At 72.9% G+C, this 20,977-nt stretch carries 22 protein-coding genes; 18 read left to right on the top strand and 4 right to left on the bottom strand.

What is annotated here, in order from left to right; all coding sequences use genetic code 11:
* Window positions 1-22 precede the first annotated feature (22 nt).
* The 13 genes from RNL97_RS06455 (at window position 23) to RNL97_RS06395 (ending at window position 13,552) form a co-directional block, all read left to right on the top strand.
* Window positions 23-649, top strand: a complete 627-nt coding sequence (locus RNL97_RS06455) for an NUDIX domain-containing protein (RefSeq protein WP_030590400.1) — start codon at window positions 23-25, stop codon at window positions 647-649.
* A 222-nt stretch (window positions 650-871) separates the two neighbouring features.
* Window positions 872-3,004: an ATP-binding protein gene (locus RNL97_RS06450; RefSeq protein WP_030590398.1), complete on the top strand. Its 2,133-nt coding sequence runs from the start codon at window positions 872-874 to the stop codon at window positions 3,002-3,004.
* Between the two features lie 143 nt (window positions 3,005-3,147).
* Window positions 3,148-4,263, top strand: a complete 1,116-nt coding sequence (gene ald / locus RNL97_RS06445) for an alanine dehydrogenase (protein WP_030590396.1) — start codon at window positions 3,148-3,150, stop codon at window positions 4,261-4,263.
* Window positions 4,264-4,631: 368 nt separating this feature from the next.
* Window positions 4,632-5,750 (top strand): ParA family protein, encoded by a 1,119-nt coding sequence (locus tag RNL97_RS06440; RefSeq protein ID WP_010056937.1) that lies wholly within the window; start codon window positions 4,632-4,634, stop codon window positions 5,748-5,750.
* Entirely contained in the window at window positions 5,747-6,304 is a 558-nt protein-coding gene (locus RNL97_RS06435; protein ID WP_030590393.1) for a hypothetical protein, read from the top strand. The genes RNL97_RS06440 and RNL97_RS06435 overlap by 4 nt, the downstream gene beginning before the upstream one ends.
* Window positions 6,305-6,386: 82 nt before the next feature.
* On the top strand, window positions 6,387-7,439 hold the full coding sequence (locus RNL97_RS06430) for a segregation and condensation protein A (protein ID WP_313750467.1): 1,053 nt from the start codon (window positions 6,387-6,389) through the stop codon (window positions 7,437-7,439).
* The gene (scpB, locus tag RNL97_RS06425) at window positions 7,436-8,092 is read left to right on the top strand and encodes an SMC-Scp complex subunit ScpB (protein WP_243313644.1); all 657 of its coding nucleotides are present in this window, start codon (window positions 7,436-7,438) and stop codon (window positions 8,090-8,092) included. The genes RNL97_RS06430 and scpB overlap by 4 nt, the downstream gene beginning before the upstream one ends.
* A complete protein-coding gene (locus tag RNL97_RS06420) occupies window positions 8,092-9,405 on the top strand; it encodes a pseudouridine synthase (RefSeq protein ID WP_030590387.1) in 1,314 nt (437 codons plus the stop codon). The genes scpB and RNL97_RS06420 overlap by 1 nt, the downstream gene beginning before the upstream one ends.
* A 126-nt stretch (window positions 9,406-9,531) precedes the next feature.
* Complete coding sequence (gene pnuC, locus RNL97_RS06415; protein ID WP_313750466.1) at window positions 9,532-10,188, top strand: nicotinamide riboside transporter PnuC; 657 nt, start codon at window positions 9,532-9,534, stop codon at window positions 10,186-10,188.
* A complete protein-coding gene (locus RNL97_RS06410) occupies window positions 10,185-11,264 on the top strand; it encodes an AAA family ATPase (RefSeq protein WP_313750465.1) in 1,080 nt (359 codons plus the stop codon). Before pnuC ends, RNL97_RS06410 begins: the two co-directional genes overlap by 4 nt.
* Window positions 11,261-12,025 (top strand): NUDIX hydrolase, encoded by a 765-nt coding sequence (locus RNL97_RS06405; protein WP_030590381.1) that lies wholly within the window; start codon window positions 11,261-11,263, stop codon window positions 12,023-12,025. Before RNL97_RS06410 ends, RNL97_RS06405 begins: the two co-directional genes overlap by 4 nt.
* Window positions 12,022-13,047 carry an ADP-ribosylglycohydrolase family protein gene (locus RNL97_RS06400; RefSeq protein ID WP_030590379.1) on the top strand — a complete coding sequence of 342 codons (1,026 nt, stop codon included), beginning with the start codon at window positions 12,022-12,024 and terminating at the stop codon, window positions 13,045-13,047. Before RNL97_RS06405 ends, RNL97_RS06400 begins: the two co-directional genes overlap by 4 nt.
* Before the next feature lie 61 nt (window positions 13,048-13,108).
* Window positions 13,109-13,552 carry an SRPBCC family protein gene (locus RNL97_RS06395; protein WP_030590376.1) on the top strand — a complete coding sequence of 148 codons (444 nt, stop codon included), beginning with the start codon at window positions 13,109-13,111 and terminating at the stop codon, window positions 13,550-13,552.
* Here the strand turns inward: RNL97_RS06395 and RNL97_RS06390 are convergent.
* Together RNL97_RS06390 and RNL97_RS06385 are read right to left on the bottom strand one after the other, a co-directional pair.
* Entirely contained in the window at window positions 13,518-14,300 is a 783-nt protein-coding gene (locus RNL97_RS06390) for a nucleotidyltransferase domain-containing protein (protein ID WP_313750464.1), read from the bottom strand. The two genes, RNL97_RS06395 and RNL97_RS06390, sit on opposite strands and share 35 nt — an antisense overlap.
* A gap of 55 nt (window positions 14,301-14,355) precedes the next feature.
* Window positions 14,356-14,781, bottom strand: a complete 426-nt coding sequence (locus RNL97_RS06385) for a Rieske (2Fe-2S) protein (RefSeq protein WP_243313640.1) — start codon at window positions 14,779-14,781, stop codon at window positions 14,356-14,358.
* A 249-nt stretch (window positions 14,782-15,030) separates the two neighbouring features.
* On the opposite strand from RNL97_RS06385, the gene aroH reads away from it, so the two are divergent.
* The 5 genes from aroH (at window position 15,031) to der (ending at window position 19,506) form a co-directional block, all read left to right on the top strand.
* Entirely contained in the window at window positions 15,031-15,393 is a 363-nt protein-coding gene (aroH, locus tag RNL97_RS06380) for a chorismate mutase (protein ID WP_030590366.1), read from the top strand.
* On the top strand, window positions 15,390-16,475 hold the full coding sequence (locus RNL97_RS06375) for a prephenate dehydrogenase (protein WP_243313637.1): 1,086 nt from the start codon (window positions 15,390-15,392) through the stop codon (window positions 16,473-16,475). Before aroH ends, RNL97_RS06375 begins: the two co-directional genes overlap by 4 nt.
* Window positions 16,476-16,609: 134 nt before the next feature.
* Complete coding sequence (gene cmk, locus RNL97_RS06370; RefSeq protein WP_030590361.1) at window positions 16,610-17,305, top strand: (d)CMP kinase; 696 nt, start codon at window positions 16,610-16,612, stop codon at window positions 17,303-17,305.
* Window positions 17,302-17,958, top strand: a complete 657-nt coding sequence (locus RNL97_RS06365; protein WP_030590359.1) for a lysophospholipid acyltransferase family protein — start codon at window positions 17,302-17,304, stop codon at window positions 17,956-17,958. The genes cmk and RNL97_RS06365 overlap by 4 nt, the downstream gene beginning before the upstream one ends.
* Window positions 17,959-18,036: 78 nt before the next feature.
* Window positions 18,037-19,506, top strand: a complete 1,470-nt coding sequence (der, locus tag RNL97_RS06360; RefSeq protein ID WP_030590357.1) for a ribosome biogenesis GTPase Der — start codon at window positions 18,037-18,039, stop codon at window positions 19,504-19,506.
* Between the two features lie 108 nt (window positions 19,507-19,614).
* Here the strand turns inward: der and RNL97_RS06355 are convergent, their stop codons facing one another.
* Window positions 19,615-19,950, bottom strand: coding sequence for a hypothetical protein (locus RNL97_RS06355; protein WP_030590355.1), 336 nt, complete (start codon window positions 19,948-19,950; stop codon window positions 19,615-19,617).
* 137 nt (window positions 19,951-20,087) lie between these two features.
* Window positions 20,088-20,870, bottom strand: a complete 783-nt coding sequence (locus RNL97_RS06350; protein ID WP_313750463.1) for a hypothetical protein — start codon at window positions 20,868-20,870, stop codon at window positions 20,088-20,090.
* Between the last annotated feature and the right edge of the window lie 107 nt (window positions 20,871-20,977).

The raw sequence follows: 20,977 nt of genomic DNA, 5'->3' as shown, positions 1-20,977 counted from the left end.
GTTCGTGGGAGGACGTAGGTACATGGGTATCCAGGACACGCCCGAGGAGTGGCAGGTCACCGCGACGGTGACCCCCTTCACCGGCAGCAAGACCAGCGTCCGCACCGACCAGGTGGTGATGCCCGACGGTTCCGTCCACGGCCGTGACTACCAGGTCCACCCGGGCTCCGTCGCCGTCCTCGCGATCGACGACGAGGACCGGGTCATCGTGCTGCGCCAGTACCGCCACCCGGTACGCCACCGGCTCTGGGAGATCCCGGCCGGACTGCTCGACATCCCCGGCGAGAACCCCCTGCACGCCGCCCAGCGCGAGCTGTACGAGGAGGCGCACGTCAAGGCCGAGGACTGGCGGGTGCTGACCGACGTCTACACCACGCCCGGCGGCTGCGACGAGGCCGTACGCATCTTCCTGGCCCGGGACCTTTCCGAGGCGGACGGCGAGCGGTACGCGGTCGCGGAGGAAGAGGCCGACATGGAGCAGGCCCGGGTGCCGCTGGACGAGCTGGTCCGCTCGGTCATCGCGGGAGACCTGCACAACAACTGCCTGGTCGTCGGGGTGCTCGCGCTCACCGCCGCACGCGCGGGCGACGGCGTCGACTCGCTGCGCCCCGCCGAAGCGCCGTGGCCGGCCCGGCCCTTCGAGGCCTGACGGCCCGTCCGGTCCCGCCCCCGATCGGCCGAGCGAGCTGAAAAAGTGAAGAGCTGAAGAGCGGGGGAAGTTAAAAGCTGGAGAGATGCTGATCCGATCGGGGGATATCGGGGGCGGTCCCGCCTCGCTCCGCAGTGATCGTCCCCGCCGCTGAACTACGCTCGAACCGCGCCCGACCGGAGTTCCGGCGGGCATCGCGTGCAGCGAAGTGGAGCGTGGCTCGTGACCGATCAGGCGGTGGACACCAGCGGCCCGGCGAAGGCCCCGGGGGCCGAGGAGCAGTCCGGCGCCGCCCCACCCCGATTCTTCGGCCGCGAACGGGAGTTGAGGGATCTGCGGGCGGACATCGAGCGCGCGGGACTGGACACCCTGGCCGGCCGCAAGACCCCCCGCGCCCGGGTCCTGCTCATCGCGGGCCGCCCCGGCTCCGGCCGCAGCGCACTCGCCGAGGAGCTGGCCGGCGCGCTCACCGGAACCGACGCCGCCGGGGCCGCCGCGGCCGCCACGGGCACCCTGCCCTGGGCCGTCGCGGGCACGGGCTCCGGCGACTATCCCGACGGGGTGCTCCGGGTCGGCCTCACCGACCCCCACGGCGAGCGGGTCCCCACCGAACGCACCGCCGGCGAGATCCTCGGCCTCCTCGGGATCGCGGTCCCGCCCGGCGCCGACCAGGACGAGCTGTCCGAGCTGGTCCGCGAGGCCCTGGCCGGGCGCCGCCTCGTCCTGGTCCTCGACGACGCGGCCGACGCCGAACAGGTCGACCCGCTGCTCCCGGAGAACCCCGACTGCCTGGTCCTCGCCACCGCGACCGGGCCGCTGACCGGCATCCCGGACGTACGGCCCTGCACCCTCGGGGGGCTGGAGAAGGGCGCGGCTGTGCGGCTGCTCGCCCGCGCCATCGGCCAGGTCCGCATCACCGTCGACCCCCGCACCGCGGAGCGGCTGGCCGAGGAGTGCGGGGGACAGCCCGCGGCGCTCGCCCTGATGGGCGGCCTGCTCGCCGCCCATCCCATGACCTCGGTCGCCGATGTCGCGGGGCAGCTGCACGAGCTGCCCGACCCCGATGGGCAGCAGCCCGTCGGGGCCCGCCCGCTGGCCCGCGCCCTCCGTCTCGTCCACGACTCCCTGCCGCAGGCCGCCGCCCGGATACTGCGTCTGCTGGCCCTCGCCCCCGCCGGACTCGCCGACGCCCACACCGCCTCCGCGCTGGCCGGCTGCTCGGTCTCCGCCGCCCGCACCACCCTCGACGACTTCGTGAAGCTCGGGCTGCTGCGGACGGACGGCGCGGCCCACCCCCAGTACGCGGTGCCCGGCTGCCTCGCCCCGATGCTGCGGGCGTTCCTGGAGGACCGGGACCGCCCGGCCGAGATCCAGCTCGCCCGCGCCCGGATGCTGGAGCGGACGGTGCGCCGGCTCCAGGCCTGCCGCGCGATCACCGAGCCGGAGGGGTCCACCGCCCGCGGCAAGCTCGCCGGACTGCCCCGCTCGCTGCGCTTCCCGAACGCCGAGGAGGCCGGCGCCTGGCTGCGGGTCCGCCAGCCCGCCCTGCTCGCCTCCGCCCGGCTCGCCGTGGCCGACGGCGAGCTGGACACCCTGGCCCGGCGCCTGGTGGCGGCCCTGGTGCGGGCGCTGGCCGCGCACCGGGGGACGGAGGAGGCCGCCCCCGAGCTGTACGGGCTGCACGGTCTCGTCCTGGACGTGGCGCTCCGCCGCGAGCTGCCCCGCGAACAGGCGGCCGCCCTGCTCAACCTCGCCGACCTGGACGCCCGCACCGGCCGCACCCGGGAGGCGCTGACCCGCTACCGGGCCGCGCTGGACGCCGGAAAGGCCGCGAAGGACCTGTACGCCACCGGCCGCGCCATGGAATCCGTAGGCGGCGCGTACGAGGAACTGGGGGACTACCACCGGGCCGCCGACTGGTACGGCCGGGCCCTCTCCCAGCGCCTCACCCAGGGGGAGCGGGCCGACGAGGCCCGGCTCTACGGCCGGCTCGGAGCGGTCCACACGTACGCCGGGCGCTACGGCGAGGCCCTGCGGAACTGGCGCGCCGCCGCCTCCGGCCACCGCAGGCTCGGCGACCTGGCGGCCCAGGCGCGCTCGGCCAGTGAAGCGGCCAGGGTCCAGGAGTACGCGGGCCGGCCGCACGACTCGCTCCAGACCTGCCGGGAGGCCGTCGAGCTGGCCCGGCGCGCCGGTGACGTGCGGCTTCAGGCCGCGCTCCAGCTGCGACTGGCGGACACGCTGGACCGGCTCGGGGATCCCGCGGCGGCCCGGTTGCACCGGGGCGCTGCCGATAGATTGCTGGGCGAGGAGGGCTCAGCCTACGAAATCCGTAGTGCTTCGACAGAAAATTAAGGCTTTGTAAGGCTAGACAGCGAGAAGTCCTTCATTAGACTGGCTCTGCCGCGTTCCTCCGTGGCGTCTCCATTTATGCTGTATATGTCCGGGTGTGCTCCGTTGTGCCCGGATGACCCTCCGAGCCAAGGACCGTGATCGACGTGAAGGTCGGCATCCCCCGCGAAGTCAAGAACAACGAGTTCCGGGTGGCGATCACCCCCGCCGGAGTGCATGAGCTCGTCCGCCACGGCCACCAGGTCGTCATCGAGCACGACGCCGGCGTCGGCTCGTCCATCCCCGACGCGGAGTACGTCGCCGCCGGTGCGCGGATCCTGGCCACCGCCGACGAGGTCTGGGCCGCCGCCGACCTGCTGCTCAAGGTCAAGGAGCCGGTCGCCGAGGAGTACCACCGGCTCCGCAAGGACCAGACGCTCTTCACCTACCTGCACCTCGCAGCCTCCCGCGAGTGCACCGACGCGCTGCTGGCCTCCGGCACCACCGCCATCGCCTACGAGACGGTCGAGACCGCGAACCGCGCGCTCCCGCTGCTCGCCCCGATGTCCGAGGTCGCGGGCCGCCTCGCCCCGCAGGTCGGCGCGTACCACCTGATGCGCTCGGTCGGCGGCCGCGGCGTGCTGCCCGGCGGCGTCCCCGGCACCCACGCGGGCAGGGCCGTCGTCATCGGCGGCGGCGTCTCCGGCTGGAACGCCACCCAGATCGCCGTGGGCCTCGGCTTCCACGTCACGCTGCTCGACCGCGACATCAACAAGCTCCGCGAGGCCGACAGGATCTTCGGCACCAAGGTGCAGACCGTCGTCTCCAACGCCTTCGAGCTGGAGAAGGCCGTCGTCGAGGCGGACCTCGTCATCGGCGCCGTATTGATCCCCGGAGCCAAGGCCCCGAAGCTGGTCACCAACGAGCTCGTCGCCAAGATGAAGCCCGGAAGTGTACTTGTCGACATTGCAATCGATCAGGGCGGCTGCTTCGAGGACTCGCGTCCGACGACCCACGCGGAGCCGACCTTCCTGGTCCACGACTCGGTCTTCTACTGCGTCGCCAACATGCCCGGCGCGGTCCCGAACACCTCCACCTACGCACTCACCAACGCGACGCTTCCCTACATCGTGGAGCTCGCCAACCGTGGCTGGGCCGACGCCCTGCGCCGCGACGCCGCGCTGGCCAAGGGCCTCAACACCCATGAGGGACAGGTGGTTTACCGCGAGGTGGCCGAGGCGCACGGTCTCCCGCACGTCGAGCTGAGCACGCTCCTCGGCTGACGGGTCAACTCCCTTCGTCAACATCGGGACTCCGGCCGGACCTTGGCGCGCAAGGTCCGGCCGGACGCGTATCGGGCCCTGTGAGGCCCTTGCGCAACTCGCGCCGAACGTAACTCTTTACCCGTTTCGTGCAGCGGTGAAATGTGCGGCTTGGTCGCTGTGCACCCTTGACAGCGAGGCGTTCGATTGCCGACACATCGGGCCGGGTCCGGCGGATTGTGTTGCTGCGGACCGGTGACACGCCATAGAGTCGCCAATCGTCGGCATGGTGCCACGCTGACCTATCGATAAGTTTCCTGGTCACGTCCAAGGAGGTAAGACGACTTGTGAATGAGTCGACAATTACTCCTGGGGGTGGTCAACCAGGGATGCCTGTACGGGGTCTGAGCCCGACCGGGCTCGAAGCTGTCGGCTCCGTCGCGGTCCGCACCTTCGCCACCCAACAGCACATGACGACAGCCCCCCAGATGATGGACGGCCCACACGTGAACGCCACGGCCGGCAACGAGAGCAGCCGGGACACCGACCGCTTCGCCGACTTCGCCGAGGTGCCCGAGGGGCACTTCTACGACCCCGACGCCGAGTACGAGCCCGATCCGGAGTACGCGGCCACCCTCGCGCCCGACGCCGCGCGTCAGCGCCGCGAGCGCATCGGCCCGACCGGACGGCCCCTGCCGTACTTCCCGATCCCGGGTCCCCTGACCGACCACGGCCCCGCGAAGATCATCGCGATGTGCAACCAGAAGGGCGGCGTCGGCAAGACCACGTCGACCATCAACCTGGGCGCGGCACTCGCGGAGTACGGACGCCGGGTCCTGCTCGTCGACTTCGACCCGCAGGGCGCGCTCTCCGTCGGCCTCGGGGTCAACCCGATGGAGCTGGACCTCACCGTCTACAACCTGCTCATGGAGCGGGGCATGGCGGCCGACGACGTCCTGCTCAAGACCGCGGTCCCCAACATGGACCTGCTGCCCAGCAACATCGACCTCTCCGCGGCCGAGGTGCAGCTCGTCAGCGAGGTGGCCCGCGAGTCCACGCTCCAGCGCGCTCTGAAGCCGCTGATGGCCGACTACGACTACATCGTGATCGACTGTCAGCCCTCGCTCGGCCTGCTCACCGTGAACGCCCTGACGGCCGCTCACAAGGTCATAGTGCCGCTGGAGTGCGAGTTCTTCGCGCTGCGCGGGGTGGCGCTGCTCACCGAGACCATCGAGAAGGTCCAGGAGCGGCTCAACCCGGAGCTGGAGCTCGACGGGATCCTCGCCACCATGTACGACTCCCGTACGGTGCACAGCCGCGAGGTCCTGGCGCGCGTCGTCGAGGCCTTCGACGAGCACGTCTACCACACGGTCATCGGGCGCACGGTCCGCTTCCCGGAGACCACGGTGGCCGGTGAGCCCATCACCACCTACGCCTCCAACTCGGTCGGCGCCGCCGCCTATCGCCAGCTCGCCAGGGAGGTGCTCGCCCGGTGTCACGCCGAGTGAGTCTGCCGGGGGCCGACGAACTGTTCCGTACCACCGGAGGCGGGATGGGCCTCCAGCCGTCCTCCCCCGCGGAGCGGCGGCGCAAGGCGAACGGCGAGCCGCGGGTGCCCGCGCCCGCCGGGGAGAGCGATCCCTCCGGCCCGGCCCCGTCGTCCGCCGACCGTGAGGAACACGCCGCGGCCGACGGCGGCGACTCGCGCGGCCGCGGGGGCGAGGGCGAACGAGCCCCGTCCGCCAAGGCCGCCGGCGAGCGGCCCGCCGCCTCCGCCCCGGCCGAGCAGTCCCCCGCGGTCCAGCCCCAGCGCAGGCGCGGCGGCGCACGCGGTGCGAACCGCCGCCCCAGCGGCCGGGAACGCCACGACGAGAAGATCACGGTCTATGTCTCCGCCGAGGAGCTGATGGACCTCGAACACGCCCGGCTCGTCCTGCGCGGCGAACACGGCCTCGCCGTCGACCGCGGCCGTATCGTCCGCGAGGCGGTGGCGGTGGTCCTCGCCGACCTGGAGTCCCGGGGCGACGCGAGCATCCTCGTACGGCGGCTGCGCGGCCGCTGAACGGCACGGCGCGGGTAGCCTGCCCCGCAGGACCCACCGACCGCCGGGACCCGCCACCGCCGCCCCACCCCTGGACCCCCCCATGCCCACGCCCGACGACCCCGCCGCCCCGCGCCGCCGAGCCCTGGGCCGGGGACCGGGCGTGGCGGCGTTCCCGGAGCCCGGGCCCGTGCCGGAGCCGGAAGCCGTGCCGGAGCCGGACCCCGCCCCGGAGCCGGAAGCCGTCCCCGTACCGGCTGCCGGACCGGAGCCCGCGGAAGCGGCCGAAGAAGCTCCGGAGCCAGAGCCCGAAGCGGCCGAACCGGAGCCCGAGGGCGACGGCAAGCGGTTCACCGTCCGCCTCGTGAACTTCGAGGGCCCCTTCGATCTCCTCCTCCAGCTGATCTCCAAGCACAAGCTGGACGTGACCGAGGTCGCCCTCTCCAAGGTCACCGACGAGTTCATGGCGTACATCCGCGCCATGGGCCCCGACTGGGACCTCGACCAGACCACCGAGTTCCTCGTCGTCGCCGCCACCCTGCTCGACCTGAAGGCCGCCCGGCTGCTGCCCGCCGCCGAGGTCGAGGACGAGGCGGACCTGGCGCTCCTGGAGGCGCGGGACCTGCTCTTCGCGCGGCTGCTCCAGTACCGCGCGTACAAGCAGATCGCCGAGATCTTCCAGGGCCGTCTGGAGTCGGAGGCCCGCCGCCACCCCCGTACGGTCGGCCTGGAGGACCAGCACGCCGAGCTGCTGCCCGAGGTGGTCATCAGCATCGGACCCGAGGGCTTCGCGAAGCTCGCGGTGAAGGCGCTGCAGCCGAAGCCGAAGCCCCAGGTGTACGTGGACCACATCCACGCCCCCCTGGTCAGCGTCCGGGAGCAGGCGGGCCTCGTGGTGGAGCGGCTGCGGGCGGCCGGGGCCGCGGTCAGCTTCAGGACGCTGACCGAGGACGCCCCCGACACCCTGACCGTGGTGGCCCGGTTCCTGGCCCTGCTGGAGCTGTACCGCGAGAAGGCCGTCACCCTGGAGCAGGACGAGGCGCTGGGCGACCTGCTGGTGGCCTGGTGCGGCGGGGAGGGTGCGGAGCCGGTGGTGACGGACGAGTTCGACCAGGAACCAGGCGGCGGCACGGACGAGGAGGGCGTACAGGGATGAGCGAGCAGCCGGACCAGGAGCGGGACGAGGGCGCTGTCGCCTCGCTCGACCTCAAGCCCGCCCTGGAGGCGGTCCTCATGGTCGTCGACGAGCCCGCCACCGTCGACCACCTCGCCAAGGTGCTCCAGCGCCCCCGCAGGGCCGTGGCGGACGCGCTGCGGGAGCTGGCCGACGAGTACACCGTGCAGCGCCGGGGCTTCGACCTGCGGCTCGTCGCGGGCGGCTGGCGGTTCTACACCCGGCCCGAGTACGCGGCGGCCGTGGAGGCCTTCGTCCTGGACGGCCAGCACGCCCGGCTGACCCAGGCCGCGCTGGAGACCCTGGCGGTCGTCGCCTACCGGCAGCCGGTGAGCCGCTCGCGGGTCTCGGCGGTGCGCGGAGTCAACTGCGACGGGGTCATGCGGACCCTCCTCCAGAGGGGCCTGGTGGCCGAGGCGGGCGCGGAACCCGAAACAGGTGCGATCCTGTACAGGACGACGAACTACTTTCTGGAGCGAATGGGCCTGCGCGGCCTGGACGAGCTCCCGGAACTCGCGCCCTTCCTCCCGGAGGCGGACGCGATCGAGGCTGAGACGCTAGAGGGTGTGCCGTCGTTCGATCCGGACGCACCGGACACCCCGGATACTCACGCAGACGACAAGACGGAATTTTGATGCGAAGCAGTGGCAGGAACAGCGGAAGCGGCAGCGGCGGCAGCGGCCGGAGCGGCGGCCAGGGCGGTCGCCCCGGTGGTCAGGGCGGTCGCCCCGGTGGTCAGGGCGGCGGCGGACGCGGCCAGGGCGGCCGCAGCGGCGGCGGGTCCTTCCGCCAGGGCCAGGGCGGCGGCCAGGGCGGTCGCCCCGGCGGCCAGGGCGGCGGCGGACGCGGCGGCAGCGGCCAGGGCGGGCGTTCCGGTGCCCAGGGCGGCCGTCAGGGCTTCCCGGGCGGGCGCGACGAGCAGCAGCAGGACCAGCGCCCCCGCCGTCCCCGCCCGGAGGAGCGCCGCTACGACGTCGGCAACGACGCCCCCGGCGCCCGGGACGGCCAGGAGGGCCCCCGCAAGGGCCGGGGCGCGGCGGCCCGCGGCGGCGCCAAGGGCGGCCCGAAGCCCGCACAGGGCGGCGGCAGCCGCAGTGGCGGCTTCCGGCGCGGCGGCGCCCCCTCGCGCCCGCGTGAGCTGGACGCCAAGATCGAGCAGCGCAACCGCGACCGGTACGCGAACAAGCCCGACATCAAGCTGCCCAAGACCCACCCGGGCGCCGAACAGGAGGGCGAGCGGCTGCAGAAGGTCCTCGCCCGGGCCGGCATGGGCTCGCGCCGCGCGTGCGAGGAGCTGATCGAGCAGGCGCGCGTCGAGGTCAACGGCGAGATCGTCGTCGAGCAGGGCATGCGCGTCGACGTGCACAAGGACGAGATCAAGGTCGACGGGCTGACCGTCGCCGCACAGTCGTACCTCTTCTTCGCGCTGAACAAGCCCGCGGGCGTCGTCTCCTCGATGGAGGACCCGGACGGCCGCCAGTGCCTCGGCGACTACGTGACCAACCGCGAGACGCGGCTGTTCCACGTCGGCCGGCTCGACACCGAGACGGAGGGCATCATCATGCTCACCAACCACGGTGAGCTGGCCCACCGCCTCACGCACCCGAAGTACGGCGTGAAGAAGACCTACCTGGCCGCCATCCAGGGCCCCCTGCCGCGCGACCTCGGCAAGCGGCTCAAGGACGGCATCCAGCTGGAGGACGGCTACGCCCGCGCCGACCACTTCCGCGTGGTCGAGAACACCGGCAAGAACTACCTGGTCGAGGTGACCCTCCACGAGGGCCGCAAGCACATCGTGCGCCGGATGCTGGCCGAGGCCGGCTTCCCGGTCGAGCGGCTGGTGCGGACGTCCTTCGGGCCGATCCCGCTGGGCGACCAGAAGTCCGGCTGGCTGCGGCGCCTCACCAACACCGAGGTCGGCATGCTGATGCGCGAGGTCGGCCTCTAGGCAGCACGTTCCCGGGGCCCGCGGCCGGTAGCTGTTCGGAAAGTTCGAACAGAACCGGCCGCGGGCCTTTCGCTGTCCCCGCCCACCCTTTATAGTCAGAGTGACTATAAAGAAGGAGGCGGGCCCGTGAGCCTCGCGGACATACTCGATCCCCTGCAGCAGCCCCTGGTGACCGTCCTGGACACTCCGGTCAGCTGGGCCGAGGTGCTGGGCTTCGGCAGCGGAGCGCTCTGCGTCTGGCTCGTGGCCCGCCAGCACATCGCCAACTGGCCGATCGGCATCGCCAACAACCTCTTCTTCATCCTGCTGTTCACCCAGGCCGGCCTGTACGCCGACGCCGGCCTCCAGATCGTCTTCATCACCCTCGCCGCGTACGGCTGGTGGACCTGGACCCACGGGGGTGGACCAGGGACCTCGGCCCTGCCGGTGCGCAGGACGACGCGCACCGAATGGGCCTGGCTGCTCGCGGCGGGGGTGGTGGGGACCGCCGCGATCACGCTGCTGCTGTCCCGGGCCACCGACTCCACCGTCCCGTTCTGGGACGCGCTGACGACGTCCCTGTCGCTGATGGCGACGTACGGGCAGTGCCGGAAGCGGCTGGAGTCCTGGTGGCTGTGGATCGCCGCCGACGTGGTCTACATCCCGCTCTACGCCCACAAGGGGCTGTATCCGACCTCATTGCTGTACGCCGGGTTCCTCGCGCTCTGCCTGTTCGGCCTGCGCAACTGGCACCGCGACCTGACCGCCCGCACCTCGCGTCCGGTGGCGGTGGCGGCCGCGTGAAGCGCTACGGACACGGCCTGGTCCTCGGCAAGTTCTACCCGCCGCACGCCGGCCACCACCACCTCGTCCGGACCGCCCAGGACCGCTGCGAACGGCTGACCGTGCTGGTCTGCGCCGCCTCCGTGGAGTCCGTCCCCCTCGCCGACCGGGTCGCCTGGATGCGCGAGATCCACCCGGACGTCACGGTGGTGGGCGCGGTCGACGACACCCACATGGACGTGCACGACCCGGCGGTCTGGGACGCGCACATGGCCGTCTTCAGGGCGGCCGTGCCCGAGCGCGTGGACGCGGTCTTCAGCTCGGAGGCGTACGGAGAGGAACTGGGCCGCCGCTTCGGCGCGGACTCCGTCCTCGTCGACCCCGACCGCACCCTCTTCCCGGTCTCCGGCACCGCCGTGCGCAAGGACCCCGTCGACTGCTGGGACTTCCTCCAGCCGCCCGTACGGGCCGCCCTCGCCCGCCGCGTCGTCGTCCTCGGCGCGGAGTCCACCGGCACCACCACCCTCGCCAGGGCGCTCGCCGCCCACTACCGGGCACGCGGCGGGGTGTGGGCGCGCACGGGGTACGTCGCCGAGTACGGGCGCGAGTACAGCGAAGACAAGCTCGCCGCCCTGCGCGGACGGTGGCCCGGGGCCGCCTGGGAGGACGTGGTCTTCACCACCGACGACTTCCCGCTCATCGCGAAGACCCAGAACGACCGCGAGGAGGCCGCCGCCCGCGCCGGGTCCCCGGTGCTCTTCTGCGACACCGACTCCTTCGCCACCACCGTCTGGCACGAGCGGTACGTCGGCGGCCGCAACCCCCTCGTCGAGGAGATCGCCGACCGGGTCGACCACCACCTGTGGCTGCTCACCGACCACGAGGGCGTCGCCTTCGAGGACGACGGACTGCGCGACGGCGAGGAGCTGCGCCCCTGGATGACCGATCGCTTTCGCACCGAACTCACCCGCACGGGGCGCCGGTTCATCGAGATGACCGGACCGCCCGAGACGCGGCTCGCCGCCGCGGTCACCGCCGTCGACAAACTCCTCGCCACCGGCTGGGACTTCGCCGCACCTCTCCCGGAGAAACGATGAGCACCGCCGCCCCCGAGGGCTACGACCCGCACGCCTTCGCCCCGTTCGCGGTCACCGTCGACCTCGCGGTCTTCACCGTCCGCGAGGCTCGGCTGCACGTGCTGCTCGTCGAACGCGGCCAGGAGCCCTTCCGGGGGCGGTGGGCGCTGCCCGGCGGCTTCCTGCTGCCCCGTGAGTCCGCGGGCGACGCGGCCCGCCGCGAACTGGCCGAGGAGACCGGCCTCGGCCCCGGCACCGTCGGCGCCCTCCACCTCGAACAGCTGCGCACCTACACCGACCCGGACCGCGACCCGAGGATGCGGGTCGTCTCCGTCGCCTATGCCGCTCTCCTGCCGGACCTGCCCGAACCGCGCGGCGGGGGCGACGCGGCAAGCGCCCGCTGGTGGGACGCGGACGCCGCCGGGCCCCTCGCCTTCGACCATGACGAGATCCTCGCCGACGCCCGTGACCGCATCGGCGCCAGACTCGAATACAGCTGCCTGGCCACCGCGTTCTGCCCCGCCGAGTTCACCCTCGGCGAGCTCCAGCAGGTCTACGAGACGGTCTGGGGCGTCGAGCTGGACCGCCCCAACTTCCGGCGCAAGGTGCTGAGCGCGCCGGGCTTCGTCCAGCCGGTCGGCGGCCCCCCGCGCCGCACCGGCGGCCGGGGCAAACCCGCCGCGCTCTACCGGGCGGGCGACGCCACCGCCCTGCACCCGCCGCTCCTGCGCCCGCCGCGCACCGACGCCTCCTCCTCCCGAACGGAAGGACACGACCGATGACTCTTGCCATCCCGCCTCTCACCAAGCAGGCCGCGACCGGCGTCCTGACCGGGCTCGCGCTCGGTGACGCGCTCGGCTTCCCCACCGAGTTCAACGACGTGCCGTCGATCCTCGCCAAGTTCGGCCCCTGGCGGCAGATGCCCCTGCTGGAGCCCGCCGTCGTCTCCGACGACACCCAGATGACGATCGCGCTGGGCCGGGGCATCCGTACCGCCATGGACAGCGGGCTGCTCACCCCCGAACGGATGGCGGGCCCGGTCAGCGCCGAGTTCATCGCCTGGTACCACTCGCCGGACAACAACCGCGCCCCCGGCAACACCTGCCTCACCGCCTGCCGGCTGCTCGAACACACCCGGATCTGGCAGGAGGCCAGCCAGACGCACTCCAAGGGCTGCGGCGCCAACATGCGGGTCGCCCCCCTCGGCCTGGTCCCCGGCCTCAGCGAGGAGCAGCGGGCCGGCGCCGCCCAGCTCCAGGCCGCGCTCACCCACGGCCACCCCACCGCCCTGGCCGCCTCCGACCTGCTGGCCCGCGCGGTTTTCCTGCTCGCCCAGGGCACCGAACCCCTCGGACTGATCGGCCAGTTGCGCAGCTACGCCCTGGAGAACCAGGGCCGCTACCACACCCGCTGGCTCGGCAACCTCTGGCACCACGCGGGCGACGCCACTCCGCAGGCGTACATCCAGCGCGGCTGGGACGAGTGCCTGGCGGCCCTGGAGACCGTCCGGGACGCCCTGCGCGACCCCTCGCCGGAGACCGACCCGTGCGAGCGGACCGGTGACGGCTGGACCGCCGAGGAGGCCCTCGCCACCGCCCTGCACTGCTTCCTGCTCTTCCCCGAGGAGCCCGTCACCGCCCTGCGCCGGGCCGCCTGCACCCGCGGCGACTCCGACTCCGTCGCCTGCCTGACCGGAGCGCTGGCCGGGGCCCACCTGGGCGCGGCGGCCTGGCCCAAGGAGTGGTCCGAGCGCATCGAGTACCGCAGCGACCTGCTGTCCCTCGCGGCACTCTGGGACGCCTGAGCGGCGAGCGACCGGGTACGAGAGGGCGAACCCGTTCCCGTACGAAGGTCTGGTGGTATCCGTGTCCTCCTCGCTCGTCGAGACCGTCGACATCAAGGCCCCGGTGGCCGTCACCTGGTCCCTGTGGAGCGATGTCACCCAGTGGCCCCGGTTCCTGAGCCATGTACAGCGCGTCGATCCGATCGACGAGCGGCGCTTCGCCTGGCAGCTCTCGCTGCCCGGCGCGGACAAGAACTTCGTCGCCGAACTGACGGAGGTGATCCCCGAGGAACGCATCGCCTGGAAGACGACCGAAGGGGTGCACCACGCGGGGGTGGTCACCTTCCACCGGCTCGACGAGACGTCGAGCCGCGTCGCCCTGCAGATCGAGTACGACCCCCAGGGCTTCATCGAGCACCTCGGGGCGCTGACCAACCTCGACTCCACGCTGGCCAACTACGACCTGGGCGAGTTCCAGAAGCTGGCCGAGCTCACGGCCGAGGCGGGCGGTCCCCGGACGCTCTGAGCCCGCCGGAGGCCCCGGGGGTGTCGTGCCGATCAGGCCGGGCTCGCGTGCCCCGGCACCGCGCCGCCGAGGCCCTCCGGGTCCGGACGAGGAAGTCCTCCACGGCCGCCCGGTCCGGCTCCGCCGGCAGCGGGGACCGGGCCGCCGCCTCGGCGTTCTCCTCGCCGAGGTGGTCCATCCGGCGCTCCACCTCCGCCCAGGACACCTCGCCCCGCTTCACCGCCAGCAGTTCCTCCCGCGCATCGCCGACGTCGATGCGCAGCTCGCCCGTACGCAGCAGATCCCGGCTGCTCGCCAGCAGCCGCAGCAGATGCATCGCGTGCTTCCATCGCGGCGCGCCGTGCACCCGTACGTCCGCATCCAGCTTTCTCCGCTGGCCCAGCGCGTACCGGACGAACGTGCCGTGGACGAGCCGCGACAGGAACGCCCCGCGCAGCGCCAGCAGGTCCCGGCCGGTGTCGTCCACGGACTCCACCAGCGGGGAGTGCAGGCACTCCAGGACGTTCGGGTTGGCCCGGAGGGCCAGCTCGCAGAAGCGCTCCAGCTCCCAGGAGAACTGCTCCGGCGCGGGACCGTCGACATGCGTCGGCGGCTTCTCGAACCGCCAGAACAGCTCCGTGGGCGCCAGGAAGACACCCCGCCGGTCCGTGTCGCTGTCCTCCGTGGCCAGTCCGAACGCGCGCGAGCCCATCACGCAGGCGTAGACCGTGTGGTCGCGTACGAGTGCCTCGTCGGTGGCGGTGATCATGGCGGCGAGCGTACGGGGGAGCGGGCCGCGGCGCCCCGGGATTTCGGCTCCGTCCTCAGCCCAGCCGGATCGCCCCGCCCGAGACGCTGATCTCCTCGGCGGGCAGCGGCCGGGGAGCCGGGCCTGCCTCGACCGCCGCGTCCGTGATGCTGAACCTGCTGCCGTGGCAGGGGCAGTTGATGGTGCCGTCGCTCACCGTCGAGACGAGACAGCTGGCATGGGTGCAGACGGCGGAGAACGCCTTGAACTCGCCCTCCGTCGGCTGGGTCACCACGATCTTCCGCTCCTTGAAGACGGTGCCGCCGCCGACCGGGATGTCCCCGGTCCGGGCCAGCTCCGCACCGCCCGTGGCGTCCCCCGGCCCGCTCGGCTTCGGGCTCGCGTCCTCGCCGCCGTCCCCGTCGGTGGATCCGCAGCCGGTGGCCAGGGCGGCGGCGCCCGCCGCACCCGCGGCCAGCACCGTCCTTCGCCGTGCGTTCATGGGGGCTCTCCTTCGGTGACGGTGGGTGGGGCCATCGTGGCGGCGGCCGGCCCCGGGGCGAAGCAACCGGGCGGTCCGTGCCCCCGACCGGGTGGCGGCCGGTGCTCCGACGGTCGCGGCCCTCCCGTCTCACGGACGGAACACCGTGACCGGCTCCGCCCCTGTCGATCTAGGCTGAGGAGGGCAACGGGCCGCGCCGGAAGACGCCGGCCCAGGCACCGAAGAGCAGCGAAGAACGAGGAGTGCGACGTGGCGGTACGAGCGGTCCGGGGCGCCGTCCAGCTGGAGCGGGACGAGGCCCGGCACATGGACGAGCGGGTCGGCGAACTGCTGACCGCCGTCCTGGAACGCAACGAGCTCGTCGCCGACGACCTGATCAGCATCTGGTTCACCGCCACCCCGGACCTGCGCTGCGACTTCCCGGCCGCCGCCGCGCGCGGCCTCGGGATCGTCGACGTACCCCTGATCTGCGCCCAGGAGCTGGACATCGACGGGGCGATGCCCCGGGTCGTCCGTATCCTCGTGCATGTCGAGACCTACCTCTCGCGCGCCGAGATCAGCCACGTCTACCTCGGCGCCACCGCCGCCCTGCGCAAGGACATCGCCCAGTGAGAACCGCCCTCGTCATCGGAACCGGGCTCGTCGGCACCTCCGCCGCCCTCGCGCTGACCGGCCGGGGCATCCAGGTGCACCTCGTCGACCACGACCCCGAGTCGGCCCGCACCGCTGCCGCCCTCGGCGCCGGGACCGAGGAGCCGCCCGCCGGTCCGGTCGACCTCGCCGTCGTCGCCGTGCCCCCCGCGCACACCGCCGCCGTCCTCGCCACCGCCGTGCGCGACGGGGCGGCCCGCGGCTACCTGGACGTCGCCAGCGTCAAGGGCGGCCCGCGCCGCGAGCTGGAGGCGCTCGGCCTCGACCTCACCCGGTACATCGGTACGCATCCGATGGCCGGCAAGGAGCGGTCGGGGCCGCTGGCCGCCACCGCCGACCTCTTCGAGGGGCGTCCCTGGGTCCTCACCCCGACCCGGGGCACCGACACCGAGGTGCTCAACCTCGCGCTGGAGCTGGTCGCCCTGTGCCGGGCCGTCCCCGTCGTCATGGACGCCGACGCCCACGACCGGGCCGTCGCCCTCGTCTCGCACACCCCGCAGCTGATCTCCTCGATGGTCGCCGCCCGGCTGGAGGAGGCCGACGAGACCGCCGTACGCCTGTGCGGCCAGGGCATCCGCGACGTCACCCGGATCGCCGCCTCCGACCCCCGGATGTGGGTGGAGATCCTCTCCGCCAACCCCGGCCCGGTCGCCGAAGTCCTCGCCGGGGTCGCCGCCGACCTGGAGGAGACCGTGACCGCGCTGCGCGGGCTCGGCTCCGCCGACGCGGACCGGCGGAGCGCGGGCACCCACGCCATCGAGGACGTCCTGCGGCGCGGCAACGCGGGCCGCGTCCGGGTCCCCGGCAAGCACGGCGCCGCCCCCACCGCGTACGAGACCGTCGCCGTCCTCATCGGCGACAAGCCGGGCGAGCTGGCCGCGATCTTCGCCGACGCCGGGCGGGCCGGGGTCAACATCGAGGACGTCCGCATCGAGCACGCCACCGGCCAGCAGGCGGGCCTCGTCCAGATCATGGTCGAGCCCAGCGCCGCCCCGGTCCTCGGCGCGGCCCTCCAGGAACGGGGCTGGTCGATCCGCGGCTGAGCCCGTCGCCCGCCCTGCGCACGGGGGGCGGCGGGCGCCTCCCCCGTACGGGGTACAAGGGCACGTCCCGCACTCGGTAACCTGGTACGAGGCCGTTCCCTGGCCCGTCCGTCCCCACCCCGTGTACCAGGAAGGTGTCCACCACCGTGGAAACCGCACGCTCCTCCGTGATCGTCGCCATCGACGGGCCCTCGGGCACCGGCAAGTCGAGCACCTCCAGGGCCGTCGCCGCCGCGCTCGGCCTGAGCTACCTGGACACGGGCGCGCAGTACCGGGCCATCACCTGGTGGATGCTGACCAACGGCATCGACGTGGACGACCCGGAGGAGATCGCCACCGCCGCCGCCAAGCCCGTGATCGTCTCCGGCACCGACCCCGCCGCCCCGACGATCACCGTCGACGGCGAGGACGCCTCGGGCCCGATCCGCACCCAGGAGGTCACCTCCAAGGTCAGCGCCGTCAGCGCGGTCCCCGAGGTGCGCACGCTCATCACCGCGCTCCAGCGCTCCATCGCCGCGGCCGCCACCGGCGGCATCGTCGTCGAGGGCCGGGACATCGGCACCACCGTGCTGCCCGACGCCGACCTCAAGATCTTCCTCACCGCCTCCCCGGAGGCCCGCGCGGCCCGCCGCAGCGGCGAGGTCAAGGGCTCCGACCTGACCGCCACGCGTGAGGCCCTGATCAAGCGGGACGCCGCCGACTCCGGCCGCAAGACCTCCCCGCTCGCCAAGGCCGACGACGCCGTCGAGGTGGACACCACCGAGCTGACCCTCCAGCAGGTCATCGAGTGCGTCGTCACCCTCGTCGAGGGGAAGCGGGTCGCCGCGTGAGCGATGCCACAGGCGCGCCCACGCTGCGCGGAGCGGCCGTCGGGCGCACCATCGGCATCGGCCTGATGTACGGGCTGTGGAAGCCCCGGGTGCTCGGCGCCTGGCGCGTGCCCGCCGCCGGACCCGTCATCCTGGCGGTGAACCACTCCCACAACATCGACGGACCGATGCTGATGGGCACCGCACCCCGGCCGGTGCACTTCCTGATCAAGAAGGAGGCGTTCATCGGCCCCCTCGACCCGTTCCTGCACGGAATCGGGCAGATCGAGGTGGACCGCACGACCGTCGACCGCACCGCGATCAGCCATGCGCTCGGCGTACTGGCGGACGGCGGCGCCCTCGGGATCTTCCCGGAGGGCTCCCGGGGTGAAGGAGACTTCGCCTCGCTGCGGGCCGGGCTCGCCTATTTCGCGGTACGGGGCGGGGCCCCGATCGTCCCCGTGGCGGTCCTGGGAAGCACCGAGCGCCGCGGACGGTTGATACGGGGGCTGCCCCCGCTGCGCAGCCGGGTCGACGTCGTCTTCGGCGACGCGTTCGACGCGGGCGCGGGCGACGGGCGGCGTACGCGCAAGGCGCTGGACGAGGCGACCCTGCGGATCCAGGCGAAGCTGACCGCCCACCTGGAAAGCGCCAAGCGCCTCACCGGGCGATAGGCGAGACTTGACCTGACTTGAGTAGTGGACCGCGCTGATCGTGGTCCATCGATGATGATGCAAAGAGGAACGGACTTCATGAACGACCAGATTCACTCCGAGGGCTCGGGCCACGAGCACGGAGAACTTGGCGATGCCGAGTACGCGGAGTTCATGGAGCTCGCCGCGCAGGAGGGCTTCGACCCCGAGGATGTCGAGGGCGCCCTCGGGGAGGCCGGTCACGGCCCGCTCCCCGTGCTCGCCGTTGTCGGCCGCCCCAATGTCGGCAAGTCGACCCTGGTGAACCGGATCATCGGCCGCCGCGAGGCCGTCGTGCAGGACAAGCCCGGCGTCACCCGCGACCGCGTCAGCTACGAGGCAGAGTGGGCCGGCCGCCGCTTCAAGGTCGTCGACACCGGCGGCTGGGAGCAGGACGTGCTGGGCCTCGACGCCTCCGTCGCCGCCCAGGCCGAGTACGCCATCGAGACGGCCGACGCGGTCGTCTTCGTCGTCGACTCCACCGTCGGCGCCACCGACACCGACGAGGCCGTCGTCAAGCTGCTGCGCCGGGCCGGCAAGCCCGTCGTCCTCTGCGCCAACAAGGTCGACGGCCAGAGCGGCGAGGCCGATGCCACCGCCCTGTGGTCCCTCGGCCTCGGCGAGCCCTACCCGGTCTCCTCGCTGCACGGCCGCGGCACCGGCGACATGCTCGACGCGGTCCTGGAGGCCCTGCCGGACGCCCCGGCCCAGAAGTTCGGCACGGCGCTCGGCGGGCCCCGCCGGATCGCCCTGATCGGCCGCCCGAACGTCGGCAAGTCCTCCCTGCTGAACAGGGTCGCGGGCGAGGACCGGGTCGTCGTCAACGAGCTGGCGGGCACCACCCGCGACCCGGTCGACGAGCTGATCAACCTCGGCGGCATCACCTGGAAGTTCATCGACACGGCCGGTATCCGCCGCCGCGTCCACCTCCAGGAAGGCGCGGACTACTACGCCTCGCTGCGTACGGCCGCCGCCGTCGAGAAGGCCGAGGTCGCCGTCGTCCTGATCGACTCCAGCGAGTCCATCAGCGTCCAGGACCAGCGCATCATCACCATGGCCGTGGAGGCCGGGCGCGCCATCGTCGTCGCCTTCAACAAGTGGGACACCCTCGACGAGGAGCGCCGCTACTACCTGGAGCGCGAGATCGAGACGGAGCTCGCGCAGATCGCCTGGGCCCCGCGCGTCAACGTCTCCGCCGTCACCGGCCGCCACATGGAGAAGCTGGTCCCGGCCATCGAGACCGCGCTGGAGGGCTGGGAGACCCGCGTCCCCACCGGCCGGCTGAACGCCTTCCTCGGTGAGATCGTCGCCTCCAATCCGCACCCGATCCGCGGCGGCAAGCAGCCGCGCATCCTCTTCGGCACCCAGGCGGGCACCAAGCCCCCGCGCTTCGTGCTCTTCGCCTCCGGCTTCCTGGAGCACGGCTACCGCCGCTTCGTCGAGCGCCGGCTGCGTGAGGAGTTCGGCTTCGAGGGCACCCCGATCCACATTTCCGTCCGGGTCCGCGAGAAGCGCGGCCGCAACAAGTAGCACCGGCGTACGACGAAGCCCTGGGCCGCTCTCGCGAGAGCGGCCCAGGGCTTCGTCGTACGGTCCGCGTCGTACGGCCTCAGCCGTGCGGCCCTTGTCCGTCGGGCGTCAGGAGTCCCGTGACCCCGGTGGCAGCGCCGCGGGACGGGGCCGCCCCGCATGCCGCCCGACCCGCTGCCAGGAGCCGAGGCCGCCGGTGGTGTGCTGGCTCTGCCCGCCGCTCCCGCCGTGGCCGTTGTGTCCGCCGTGCGAGGAGGAGGCGGAGTGACCGCTCAGCGGGGCCCGGGAGGCGAAGAGACCGGCGCCGAAGGCCGAGAAGGAGAGATTCTCCTCGCCGCTCCGGTCGCCCGGCAACGCCCGGAACGAGCGCCGGTACTCGGAGTACAGCGCGTCGTAGATCGGCGTGGGGGACGGGCCCCCCGACGGATCCTGCGAGGGGCGCATGGCAGGGATCTGACTCTGATGCTGGCGGGGGGAGTCGTATGAGTGCACGTAGGTGCCAACGACCTCATGGCCCGTCGGATGCGGCCCCGCCGGAGAAATCGCTGTTCGGCGGGGGTGACCGAGCTGGGCGGACATGATCAGGTCCCGGCCAGCGGCATGGAGGCGGCGACCAGGAGCCCGTTGACCGCGGCCTTCTCCAGGGCGTCCCGGAGGAGGTCCTCGCGCGGCTGCTTGCCGATGGTGCCGGCCGGGGCGGCGAAGACGAGGACCGTCTGCGACTTGTTGACCGCCGCCCGCCAGCCTTCGGTGACCTGGAGCGGCTGGTGGGCCTGCCACCAGGCGACCGGGTTGCCGCCGCCCGCGCTCGGCTGCAGCACGGCGTGCAGCTGACCCACCGCCAGCAGCACGGACCAGCCCGCGAGGACCTCCGGCAGCCGGTTCAGGTCGGGGGCCGGGAGGAAGCCCTGCTCCAGCAGCAGCTGAAGGAACTCGTCGCCGCCGCTGCCGTCGGTACCGGGCCGGGCGACCGGGCCGGTCGGTTCGACGACCAGGGCCGGGCGCAGATCGTCCTCGATGAGGACGAGTCCGCTGGTGATGCCGAGGACGGCCTGTTCGGGCATGAGCCCCTCCGTGTCCTTCTGCTCGCTTCCGGTGATACTGCGCACCGCGCCCTGGAGCTGGTCCTCGGCGACCCTGACGACCTGCGAGGGGATGCACGTCGCGTGGGCGAACGCGAGGACGGCGGTCTCGTCGCCGATGAAGAGCACCGTGCTGGTGCGTTCCTGGTCGGAGTCGCCGGGGGTCCGGCAGGAGGTGCAGTCGTAACTGCCCGGGGCGTTGTCGCCGACGAGCAGCCGGTCGGCTTCGTCGTCGCCGATCTCGGCGCGTACGTCCTGGCTGACGTCGAGCATGCGCGGCACGGGGGCTCCTCGAACTCGGTGCGTGGGCCGGGTGGTTCCCGGCTCATGAAGAGACAACGCGGGATCCGCGGCCGGGGTCACGCACCTGGGCGGACGGAAGTGCGGCC

The sequence above is a fragment of the Streptomyces parvus genome (assembly GCF_032121415.1).
Lineage (GTDB): Bacteria > Actinomycetota > Actinomycetes > Streptomycetales > Streptomycetaceae > Streptomyces > Streptomyces globisporus_A.
This window is presented reverse-complemented; position numbering and strand designations above follow the sequence as displayed.